This window comes from Hydrogenophaga palleronii NBRC 102513, from assembly GCF_001571225.1.
In the GTDB taxonomy this organism is placed as follows: Bacteria; Pseudomonadota; Gammaproteobacteria; order Burkholderiales; family Burkholderiaceae_C; genus Hydrogenophaga; species Hydrogenophaga palleronii.
In genome coordinates this window covers 1-11,531 of the sequence record NZ_BCTJ01000064.1, presented here as the reverse complement: position 1 = coordinate 11,531, position 11,531 = coordinate 1, and the positions used below count along the sequence as shown (strand labels likewise).

The window sequence follows — 11,531 nt, the reverse complement described above, 5'->3', positions numbered from 1 at the left end:
GCCGACAGCAACGGTCTCAACCCAGGCGGCTGGGGCAGCTCGGTGGCGGTCTTCGGCGGCCAGGCCGGCGGTACCGTCACCGTGCAGGGCACACAAGCCTTTGACACCCTGCAGTTCTCCACCGACGGCTACCAGCTCAACGGCGGCCAGCTGGCCATCGCACCGGCCACGGGCACACAAGGCACGATCAACGTGGACGCGGGCATCACGGCAGACATTGCCACGGCCATCGTCGACGGCACGGGCAACAGCCTGACCAAGGTCGGCACGGGCACGCTCACGCTATCGAGCGCCAACACCCACACAGGCACCACCACCGTCAACGCCGGCACCTTGAGCGCCGGTGCGGCCAACACCTTGAGCAGCGCCTCGGCGCACAGCGTGGCCAGCGGTGCGACGCTGGCCACCGGCGGCTTCGACCAGCGTGTGGCGAGCTTGAGCAACAGCGGCCACATCGACCTGCGCAACCCCAACGGCAGCGTCGGCAACACCCTCACCGTGACGGGCGCCTATGTGGGCAACGGCGGTGTGATGCAGCTGGGCACCACGCTGGGCGACAGCAGCAGCCCGACCGACCGCCTGCTGCTCAGCGGCGCGGCGGCCGTGGCCAGCGGCCACACCGTGCTGGAAGTGAGCAATGCCGGCGGCCTGGGCGCGCTCACCACCGGCAACGGCATCGCCGTGGTGGACACCGAGAACGGTGCCCGCCTGGACGCCAACAGCTTCAGCCTGCACAACGGCCACGTGGACGCCGGTGCCTTCGAGTACCGCCTGTTCAGCGACGCCCAGGGCGCCTACCTGCGCTCGAACACGCCCGGCAACGTGCTGAGCTACCGCAGCGAAGCGCCGCTGCTCGCGGCCCTGCCCGAGCAACTACGTGAAGCCAACCTGGCCATGCTCGGCCAGCGCCAGCAGCGCAGCGGCAACGGCTTCATGGGTCACCACCAGGGCAGCAGCAACAGCGGGTTGAGCCACGCCGGCACCGAGCGCCAGGCCTGGGCGCGCCTGCTCAGCGTGCAACGCGATATCCGCCAGGGCGGTGACCTGCAAGCCCGCAGCCAGGGCCGCCTGAACGGCGTGCAGGCCGGCACCGACCTCTACGCCGGTGGCAACACCGCGGCGCAATGGCAGGCCGGTGTGTACGTGGGCCAGCTCGACGGCAAGATGAGCGCCAGTGGCTTCGCCAGCGGTGCGGCGAACCAGCAGGTGGGCGCCAACAAGCTGCGCAACCAGTACCTGGGCGTCTACGGCAACTACCAGACCGCCAGCGGCCTGTACGCCGAGGCCGTGCTGCAGGCCGGGCAACACCGCTACAACGTGGCCGCCATCGGCAACGCCGGTGTGGACACACGCGGCAAGGGTTCCAGCCTGCTGGCTTCGCTGGAGGTGGGCCAGAGCTATGAGGTCGGCTCGGGCTGGCGCCTGCAGCCGCAGCTGCAACTGGTTCACCAGCGGCTCGACCTGAACGGGCTGGCCTTGAGCGGTGCCACGCAGGTGGACATGGCCACCCGCAGCACCACCACGCTGCGCGCCGGCCTGCGGGTGCAGAACACGTTGTTCACCGGCCTCGGCCGCCTGATGCCGTATGCGCGCGTCGACGTCTACAAGAGCCGCAACAGCACCGACACCGCAAGCTACCGCACGGCAGCGGCCACGACGCGGGTGGGTTCCCCCACCGGCGGCACCCGCACCGAACTGGCCGCCGGCGCCACGCTGGGCCTGAGCGCCAGCACCAGCCTCTACGCGGAACTTGGCCAGCTGATGGCCCAGGGTGGCAACACCCGCACGAAGAGCGACATCAACGCCAGCATCGGCGTGCGCGTGCGCTGGTAAGAAGGGCCCTGGTGCAAGACGGTACAGAAAACGCGCTGAACCGGCAGTTCCGGGCCAACGACCCGAACCCAAAGTGGGCAGCAACGCTCGGGTATCTCAATCCCGTGCAGTTCGAATAAACCCGAGATGAGCTACTGATCAATGAGGTCTATTTGAGGCCTTCGCCAAGTTCGATATTCGGCTCAGGATCTGGAGCCGGCTGGGGTGTCAGTGACTTGAGCGCGCCACTTTCACGAAGCGTCAAGTCGATAAAGCACCAGAAGTGTTTCTGGGTGATGTTGGAGTGGTCTGTAATGACATTTTCATGCAGTGTTGTGATCCAGTAAGGATCAAACGCTGCTGAATTCTTCTTGTGGATCACCTGCATCATGGATGCGTCGCCGAGCAGAGGCCTCTGGTCCTCGGGCCCCCTCGAGTTCCACCCAGTATCCCATCCCTCTCCGGTCTGATCGCCCGACCTCTTCCTCCTCTTGACCGCTTCCACCAACCACCCATTTGGGCTTTTGCATTCGTCGTTGTTGCCACTCGATGCGTTGGCGACGAGGCTGTGCGTCGTGTACCTCTCGAACTGTCCGATGGCGAACCTATCGAGTGACCCTTGGTCGATCTTCTTCTCCGCTATTTCGCCACGCGATGGTGGCTCAAACTCTCGGTGGCGTTCCAAGAGCGTGCTGAAGCTTCTTCCAAGAGGGAATGCGTATTTGACGGCGTCATCGCCTTCTGCCGCAGCCACCATAAACACTGGACCCTGGCTGGAGGGGAAGCCTTGTTCGCGTTGATGTACTTGAGCAGCGTCTCGTAGTGCGGTGTATCGCATTGCCTCGATCGCTGGATTAATAAGGACCACCAGATCGCCATAACCACGTACTTTCGGTGTGGGCGAGCTAACCAGCCGCTCCAGCAATATTGGGCTCAAGGCGTTGAAAATCACTGATCCGCCTAAGCTGTGGCCGACCGCCAACAAGGTGTTGTCGTCATGCTTCCTTACCGCTGCTTCGAGCCTGAGCAAGAACTCCAGCAGGCCATTGCGCCCTACTTCTTCACTGGTGTTTTTTCGATCCCAGAAGGTCGTTACAGCAACATAGGGGATTTCGATACTTTTTCCCCGCCAACCTACGTAGATGCCCACCACGTTCAGTGTGGGATATCTTCTTTTGGTGAACTCCAGCCGCCGTTCGAACGACTTCATATTGGCATTGTTGGGTTTGGCATTGCTGTGCCAGCCGTGTACAAAAACAATGATGTAGCTGTTGCCACGTACCTTCACTAGGTCGAGTATGTGGCGCATTTGATCTCGGTTGTGCATGACCCCTTGGTCGTCAACCTCCAGAAATGCGAGCGAGTAGTCGGGGTTATTTTTGTGGATGACGATTGCATCGTCACATTGCGTTGATCCGTCATCAACGCATCCACCAGCTGTGTGTTTCGTATGGTACGAGTCGATGCTCGCGCAACCACCAAGCAAGATCACAACCAAGAAGCAAAGCGACATGCGATAGCCCATTTGCATCCCCTTAAAAGTTGACAGTACCGGGCACTCCTGATCAGTCTAGCTATCAAGCGGGACACATTGCATCATCAATTCTGATGATGCCGATCTTTAACGTTTCTGACCGGCCACCGCCATTTTTATTGCGGCAATAGGGAACAATCCGCGCAACACAGAGAAAGCAGAACTTACCGAAACCGCCGCACCAGTTCCACGCCAACGTACGCCGAACGCCCGGCGCCGGGTTCGTAGAAGCGGCCGTTGCCTTCGTTGACGATCAACGACCCCGCGTAGGTGCGGTTGCTGAGGTTGTCGATGCGCACGAACTCGCGCAGCGTCCAGTCGCCGCGCTGCTGCTCGAAGCGCACGCCGAGGTTGAACACCGTGCTGGCGGCGGTGGACTCGGTGTTGCGGTCGTTCACCGCCATGCGCCCGGTGTGCATCGCCTCCAGCGTGAAGACGCTGTTGGCCCAGCCGGGTTCGTAAGCCACCTGCAGGTAGGCCTGCTGTTTCGCCAGGCCCGGCAGGCGGTTGCCCGCGGCCACCGGCGCGCTGGGTGTGTTGCACGGCGTGCCGGCGCAGGTGAGGAAACCGTCGCGGTAGACCGCGTCCATCCAGGTGTAGGCCGGGGTGATGGTGAAGCGGCCCCACTGCATCACGCCGGCCAGTTCCAGGCCATGGCGGCGCGTGCGCCCGGCGTTCTGGAAGGTCGAGCGGCCACCGGTGTTGGACAGCACCACGATCTCGTCGCTGCTGCGCGTGTCGAACAGCGTGGCGCTCCAGCTGCCCCAGGCCTGGCGGCCACGCAGGCCGGCTTCAACGCCGGTGCTGCGCGAAGCACCCAGGTTCGGGTTGAAGCCGGTGAGGCCGTTGGTGCGGTAGGCGACTTCGTTGAGCGTGGGCGTTTCCAGCCCGCGGCCCACGCTGGCAAAGGCCTGCAGCTGCGGCGTGATCTCGCGGCGGATGCCCAGCACCGGGCTGAAGCCGTCGAACTGGGCGGCGCCGCTGTCGTCGGGGTTGCCGGTGGCGATGTAGCGGTCGGCCGAGTTGAAGCGCACGCGCGAGTGGCGCAGGCCCGCGGTGAGCGTGGTGGCGTCGGTGCGCCACTCGGCCTGCACGTAGGGGTCGAGCGTGCTGGCGCGGTTGGTTTCGTCGCGCCGCAAACGGCCTTGCACGCCGAACGTGGTGCCGATGAAGTTCTCGTACCCGAGGCGGTCTTCGGTCTGGCGGTCCGACGCGAGGCCGGCGGCCACGGTGAGGCGGCCGCTGTCGTACTGGCGGTCGAGGCGCCAGCGCGCGTTCCAGCCCCAGTAGTCGCGGTCGAGATCGATCACGCCACCGGCGCTGCCGGCGGGAATCTGCGCACCGGTCGGGATGGCCTGGAACTGGCGCACCGCGCGCTGGCCGCCATACCCCATGAGTTCGATGCGCTGGCCGTTGCCGAGCGATTGCTCCCAGGCCAGGCCGATCTGCGTCTGCGACACGCTCTTGCGGGTGTTGAACTGCGTCGCCGCGCTGCTGGTCTGGCGCGGGTTGGTGTCGAACTCGTTGCGGGTGAGGCCGAGCGGGTCGAGCGCCTGCGTGCTCTGGCGGTTGAGCACGAGCACGGTGCGCCCGCCTTCGTGGGCGCGCGCAAGCTTGAGGTTGGCGCTGCTGCGCGAGGCGGCAGACTGCGCACGCTCGCCGTCGGTGGCGAACTTGCCGGCGTCCAGCGTGTACGACCAGCCAGGTTGTTCGGTGCTGCCGGTCTGGCCGCTGAGCTGGGTGGAAAAACGCCACAGGCCGTTGGCACCGGCTGCGGCGCTGCTGCGCCATTCGGTCGGGCGCTGGCCGTCCTGGGTGTAGAGCGCGATCACGCCGCCGGCCGAAGAACCGTAGAGGGCCGAGAACGGCCCGCGAATGACCTCGATGCGGTCGGCGCTGGCAATGGGGAAGTTGGCGGCCTGGCCCTGGCCGTCGGGTGCACTGGCCGGGATGCCATCAACGTAGAGGCGCACACCGCGCACGCCGAACGGTGCACGTGCGCCGTAACCGCGCACCGAGATCTGCAGGTCTTGCGCGTAGTTCTGGCGGTTGCGCACCACCAGCCCCGGCACGCGGCCCAGGCTCTCGGAGAGGTTGATCTGCAACTGGCCGGCGCGCAGTTCGTCGCCGTCCACCACCTCGACCGAGCCCGGCGCCAGCCAGCGCTGCTGCCAGCTGTTGCTGCCGGTGATCACCACCGGCGCGAGCGCGCCGGCCGTGTCGTCGCGCTCCGCCGCCCCGGGTTGTGGCTGCTGCGCGAGAGCCGCCGGGCTCACCAGCACGAGGCTGGTGAGCAGGCCGGCGGCGGCCGCAGTGGCCCGGAGGGTGAGCGTGCCAGTGTCAGCGCTGGTGCTAGTTCTTGGGCCGAATGGCATCGGCCGTGCCTTGAATGAAAGCTTTGATTTTCTGTACGTCATCCTGGGTGAGTTTGCCAGTGAAATCGGGCATGCCTCGCGCCACAGCCGGCCCGTTGAAAACAAACTTGTCCAGGTTCTCGATGTAGGCCGCATCCATGTAGCCCAGGTTGGGCAGGCTGCCGCCGCGGTCCACGCCCGGTACGCCATGGCAGAAGGCGCAGTTCTGCACATACAGCGCGGTGCCGGCCGGCACCTGGGCGGGGTCGTACTTGACGCCGGCGACCAGCTTGCTCATCTGCGCGTTGACGAAGGCCGGTGCCTGCGCCTTGCCGCCGACGGCAAAGGTGTAGACCGTGCCGGGACCCAGGCGTTCGGTGGCGCGTTGCGCCAGGCCGTACACGCCGCCCCAGCCGACCGCGATCGACACGTACTGCTTGCCATCGACCAGGTAGGTGGACGGTGCGGCCACCACGCCGCTGCCGGTGGGCGTTTCCCAGAGCTTCTCGCCGCTGGTGGCGTTGTAGGCGATGAAGCGGCCGTCCGCCGTGCCCTGGAACACCAGGTTGCCGGCGGTGGTCAGCGTGCCACCGTTCCAGGGCGAGATCTGCTCCTGCGTCCAGGCCGCTTTCTGCTGCACCGGGTCCCAGGCCACCAGGCGCCCGAAGGGTTTGCTCTTGGGGGGCTCGGCATTGAGCACCGATCCCAGGTTCCAGCCCAGGTTGCTGTGCGGCTCGAACACGTTCTGCTGGTTGAACTTCCACTCGCGGTTGTCCATCAATGTGACCGGCACGCCCTGCACCGGCATGTAGACCAGCCCCGTGCTCGGGTTGTACGACATGGAGTGCCAGTTGCGCGCACCGAAGGCACTGGGGATGATTTCGCGGGCGCGGTCACCGGCGCGGGCGACCTCGGTCTCCATCGGACGGCCGTTCTTGTCGTAGCCGGTGGCCCAGTTCACGTCCACGAAGTTCTTCGCCGAGATGAACTTGCCGTTGGTGCGGTCGATGACGAAGAAGAAGCCGTTCTTGGGCGCGTGCAGGATCACCTTGCGTGGCTTGTTGTCGACCTTGATGTCGGCCAGGATCATCGGCTGCGTGGAGGTGAAATCCCAGTTGTCGCCCGGGGTCTGCTGGTAGTGCCAGACATATTTGCCGGTGTCGGGGTTGAGCGCGACGATGGACGCAAGGTAGAGGTTGTCACCACCGGCCGGGCTGCGCTGGTCGCGCGACCAGGGCGAGCCGTTGCCGGTGCCGATGTACATCAGGTTGAGTTCGGGGTCGAAGCTCATGGTGTCCCAGGCGGTGCCGCCGCCACCGGCTTCCCACCATTTGCCGGCCGGGTCCCAGGTCTTGGCGGCCTTGGCCATGGACTCGTCTTCGAACGGCTTGCTCGGGTCGCCCGGCACGGTGAACCAGCGCCATTTCTGGTCGCCGGTGTTCGCGTCGTAGGCGGTGATGTAGCCGCGCACACCGAACTCGGCGCCGCCGTTGCCGATGATCACCTTGCCTTTGAAGACGCGCGGTGCACCGGTGATGGTGTAGCTGTACTTGCGGTCGATGATGGTGTCCTTCTCCCACACCGGTTTGCCCGTGGCCGCGTCGAGTGCGATCAGGCGGCCGTCGTAAGAAGCCACGAACACCTTGCCCTCGTGCAGCGCCACGCCGCGGTTGACCACGTCGCAGCAGCCCTTGTAGCCATCGGCGCGCGACACCTTGGGGTCGTAGGTCCAGATGCGCTGGCCGGTGCGCACGTCCACCGCGTGCACGATGCTCCAGGAGGCGGTGACGTACATGATGCCGTCCACCACCAGCGGCGTGGCCTCCACGCCGCGTGTGGACTCCAGGTTGTACGACCAGACCAGGCCCATGTCCTTCACGTTGCTGGTGGTGATCTGGTTCAGCTTGGAGTGGCGCGTCTCCGCGTAGTCGAGGCCGTAGCTCGGCCAGTCCGGCGTCTGCCGGGCGTTGCTCTTCATGAAGTCGGCGTTGACCTTGCCCACGGCCGCCTTGATGTGTTCCGCAGAACCCTTGGCAGGGGCCTGCGCCATGGCGCCACCGCAGAGGGTGAGCGCGGTGATCAGGCAGGCGGCCACGCGGCACCTGGCTGCAACAAGTGGTGTCGGTTTCATCGTGTCTCCTTGTGCGGCCTGCAGCACGCAGGCCTGTTGTGGGGCGCCGGGTGCGTCGTTCTCGTCCCAGCTTCGCCATCTTCTGCTTCTGCGGGCGCCAATTCATCTTCGGGATTTCCCTGCATGCCATGTGTTCCGACGTGGAACACATGACCCGGGCCGCCCGCCGGAACCCGGGCTTACCCGCATGCCGGGCCGGCCGAGGAAACCGATACTGGCCGAGGAGACAGACGCCGAGCAGGACCAGAACATGCCCCACAGCACGACCACGAACGGGCGGGCGGACACGCCGCGCCAGCTTTTCTTCCAGACCCCCGAGCAGCGCACCGCGCTGGCGCGGCAGCGTTTCTTCGACGAAGGCGAGCGGCCGTCGGGGCTGGTGGGCGAGGCGGTGATCCAGTCCTGGCTGCGCTGCGCCTCGGCGCAACAGCGGCCGGTCGAGACGGTGAGCTTCGAGCAGGTCACGCGCAGCCGCGCGCACGCCAGCCTGAACCGCAACCGCCAGTTGCTGCAGGCCGGCAACCTCGAACTCAACAACATGGAAGCGGCACTGGCCGGCACCGACTGCCGCGTGCTGCTGACCGACGCACACGGCGTCGTGATCCACGCCACCGAGCTGCCACAGAGCAGCCAGCAGCCGCTGCTCAAGACCGCGTCGCGCGTGGGCGTAAACCTCACCGAGACCCAGATCGGCACCAGCGCGCCGGGCATCGTGGTGCGCACCGGCGAGGCCAGCACCGTCACCGGCGCCGAACACTTCTTCCAGTGCCTGCAGACCCTGCATTGCGCGGCCGCGCCGATCCGCGACATCCACGGCCAGCTGGCCGGTGTGCTCGATATCTCCATCGAGGCCGGGCGCTTCCAGTTCGACGCGGCCTCGGTGGTGAGCCTGTACGCCACCACGATCGAGAACCGCCTGCTGCAGCTGCAATCGGTCGAACACCTGGTGCTGCACTTCCAGGCCAGCCCGACGCTGCTGGGCACACCGCTGGAGGCCCTGGCCGGCATCGACAGCAGCGGGCGCGTGCTCTGGCTCAACGGCGTCGGCCGGCGCCTCACCGGCTGCCGCATGGACGGCCACCACACGGTGGACGAGGTGTTCGGCGGCGCACTCGACAAACTGCTGGCCCTGCCGCGCCACGCCCAGGCCCTCACGCTGCGCCTGCCCAACGGCCTGAGCGTGTGGGTCACCGGCACGCTGACCGCCCGCGACGGCACGGACTTCCGCCACGCGGTGGTGGTGCCGCCCGCCGCGCCGGCGGAGGCCGCAGCGCCAGACCACGGCCCGGCCATGTCCAGCGAGCCGGAACCGACCGCCGCCCCGCACCCGCCGGCAATGGCCGGCGGCAGCACGCAGGCCGCCACGCTGCTGGACCACAAACAACGCCTGATCGAAACCACGCTGGCCGCCTGCGGCGGCAACATCGCCAAGGCGGCGCGCGCGCTCGGCGTCTCGCGTGGCATGTTGTACCGCCGGCTGCAGAAGGCGCCGGGGGCGGACGGCGCCTCTTAGCTCTCAGGCCTGCTGCTGCAGCAGGCGTTCGATTTCGGCGCGCAGGTCTTCCGCCCAGACGCGGCGTTCGCGCCCTTGATCGTGCTGCGGATCACCGTAGTGCACCACCGCCTGCAGGCCATCGGCCATCAGCACCGACCAGATGGAGGCGATCAGCGTGGTCTCGCCCACGAACACCGGCGCCGGGTGCGGCTGGCCGGTGCGGCGGTCCACAAAACGCAGCGCCACCGGCAGCACCGGAGCCTTGGCCACAATCGCGGCCTGCAGCAGGTTGGCGTGGAACGGCAGCAGCGCGCTGCCGTCACCCGTGGTGCCTTCGGGAAACACCGAGAGGATGTCGCCCAGCGTCAGCCGCTCGGCCATGTGGTGCACCATGCGCATGGCGTCGCGCCGGCTGCTGCGCTCGATGTACAGCGTGCCCGCGCCGCTGATGAGCGCGCCCAGCACCGGCCAGTGCTGGGCATCGGACTTGGAAACGAAACGGCTCGGGCGCGCACCGTTCATCACCAGGATGTCGAGCCAGGAGATGTGGTTGGCCACCTGCAGCAGCGGCCCCTGCGCGGGAGGCGTGCCGTGCACCACCAGCTCCACGCCCAGGATGTTCAGCATGTGCCGCGTCCACTCGCGCAGCAGCAGCTCGACCTGCGGCTGGCTCAGGCCCGGCAGCGTATTGCGGATGGTCCACAAGCCGCGCAGCACATGCAGCCCCCCGCGCAGGGCCCGCCAGAGTGCGCGCGGGGCCTTCATCAGGCCGATGCCAGTGCGTTGCCGTTGCGGTCGGCCTCGGCCGCCACCTGGTGCGCCAGCTGGCCACCGACCAGCGTGGCGCGCACGCGCACCGGCAGTTCGTGGCCGGCGAAGGGCGTGTGTTTGCCCTGGCTGCGCAGCGCCTCGGGCTGCACCGTCCAGCCGTTGTTGGGGTCGAAGATGCACAGGTCGGCCACACCGCCGACCACCAGCTGGCCGACGCTGGCCTGCAGCGTGCCCAGGCTGGCGCCCAGCACCGCCTGCGGGCCGGTGGTGAGCACGCCCAGCGCCTGCATCAGGCCCAGGCCTTCCTGCTGCGCCCAGCTGCAGGCCAGGCCGAGCAGCAGTTCCACCGCAGTCGCGCCGGGTTCGGCTTCGGCAAACGGCAGCGTCTTGGCGTCGCTGTCGACCGGGTTGTGGTCGGACACCAGCGCGTCGATGGTGCCGTCGGCCAGGGCGGCGCGCAGCGCATCGCGGTCGCGCTGCTGGCGCACGGGCGGCTGCAGGCGCAGGCGGCTGTCGTAGAAGCCGATATCCACATCGGTCAGGTGCAGGTTGTGCACGCTCACGTCGCAGCTCACCGGCAGGCCTTCGGCCTTGGCCTGGCGCACCAGCGCGATGCCGGCCGCGCTGCTGATGCGGCAGAGGTGCACACGCGCGCCCGGGCTGCTGCCCTTGACGCCACGCATCAGCTCGAACAGCGTGTGCAGCGCAATGGTTTCGGCCGCCGCCGGAATGCCGGCCAGGCCCAGGCGCGTGGCCAGCGGGCCACTGGCCGCCACGCCCTTGCCGAGCCAGAAGTCTTGCGGGCGCAGCCACACGGTATAGCCGAAGGTGGCGGCGTACTGCAGCGCGCGCTGCAGCACCTGCACGTTGACGATGGGCACCTCGGCCTGGCCGAAGCCGATGCAACCGGACTCGGTGAGCTCGGCCATTTCGGTCAGCACCTCACCCTGCAGGCCACGCGTGAGCGCACCGAGCGGAAACACGCGAGCCAGGTGCAGCTTCTCGGCGCGGAACTTGAGCATGTCGACCAGGCCGGGTTCGTCGAGCACCGGGTCGGTGTCGGGCGGGCAGACCAGCGAGGTCACGCCACCGGCGACGGCCGCCGCCATTTCGCTCTCCAGCATGCCGGCGTGTTCCTGGCCGGGTTCGCGCAGGCGCACGGCAAGGTCCACCAGGCCGGGCGCGACCACGCAGTGGGTGGCGTCGATGGTGCGGGCGGGGTGGAAGTCGGGTGCCACGTTGCCGATGGCGATGATGCGGCCGGCGGCGATGGCGATGTCGGCGATGTCGTCGCGGCCGGTGGCCGGGTCCATCACGCGGCCGTTCTGGATCAGGATTTTCATGAAGCTACCTTGTGGAGGTGGTTCTTGCTCTCTCTTGTTTTGGGAAAGAGCTCTTTTGCGTTTGCAGTGGTGTTGCTGCTGTCGTGGCGAG

At 67.1% G+C, this 11,531-nt stretch carries 7 protein-coding genes; 2 read left to right on the top strand and 5 right to left on the bottom strand.

From position 1 onward, the window contains the following. A partial coding sequence (locus tag HPA01S_RS21695; protein ID WP_157085142.1) for an autotransporter outer membrane beta-barrel domain-containing protein occupies window positions 1-1,833 on the top strand: 1,833 nt, incomplete at its 5' end. Window positions 1,834-1,981: 148 nt separating this feature from the next. Here the strand turns inward: HPA01S_RS21695 and HPA01S_RS21690 are convergent. The 3 genes from HPA01S_RS21690 to HPA01S_RS21680 form a co-directional block, all read right to left on the bottom strand. Beyond that, a complete protein-coding gene (locus HPA01S_RS21690; protein ID WP_157085141.1) occupies window positions 1,982-3,337 on the bottom strand; it encodes an alpha/beta hydrolase family protein in 1,356 nt (451 codons plus the stop codon). 173 nt (window positions 3,338-3,510) lie between these two features. Further along, on the bottom strand, window positions 3,511-5,721 hold the full coding sequence (locus HPA01S_RS21685; RefSeq protein ID WP_084360902.1) for a TonB-dependent receptor family protein: 2,211 nt from the start codon (window positions 5,719-5,721) through the stop codon (window positions 3,511-3,513). After that, window positions 5,699-7,831, bottom strand: a complete 2,133-nt coding sequence (locus tag HPA01S_RS21680; RefSeq protein WP_066273461.1) for a PQQ-dependent dehydrogenase, methanol/ethanol family — start codon at window positions 7,829-7,831, stop codon at window positions 5,699-5,701. The genes HPA01S_RS21685 and HPA01S_RS21680 overlap by 23 nt, the downstream gene beginning before the upstream one ends. Before the next feature lie 250 nt (window positions 7,832-8,081). Here HPA01S_RS21680 and HPA01S_RS21675 point away from each other — a divergent pair, with 250 nt between their 5' ends. Then, on the top strand, window positions 8,082-9,344 hold the full coding sequence (locus tag HPA01S_RS21675) for a helix-turn-helix domain-containing protein (RefSeq protein WP_066273459.1): 1,263 nt from the start codon (window positions 8,082-8,084) through the stop codon (window positions 9,342-9,344). 3 nt (window positions 9,345-9,347) lie between these two features. Here HPA01S_RS21675 and HPA01S_RS21670 read toward each other — a convergent pair whose 3' ends face one another. Beyond that, window positions 9,348-10,091 carry a lysophospholipid acyltransferase family protein gene (locus HPA01S_RS21670; protein WP_066273458.1) on the bottom strand — a complete coding sequence of 248 codons (744 nt, stop codon included), beginning with the start codon at window positions 10,089-10,091 and terminating at the stop codon, window positions 9,348-9,350. Next, entirely contained in the window at window positions 10,091-11,440 is a 1,350-nt protein-coding gene (locus HPA01S_RS21665; RefSeq protein WP_066273455.1) for a dihydroorotase, read from the bottom strand. Before HPA01S_RS21665 ends, HPA01S_RS21670 begins: the two co-directional genes overlap by 1 nt. Window positions 11,441-11,531: the final 91 nt, after the last annotated feature.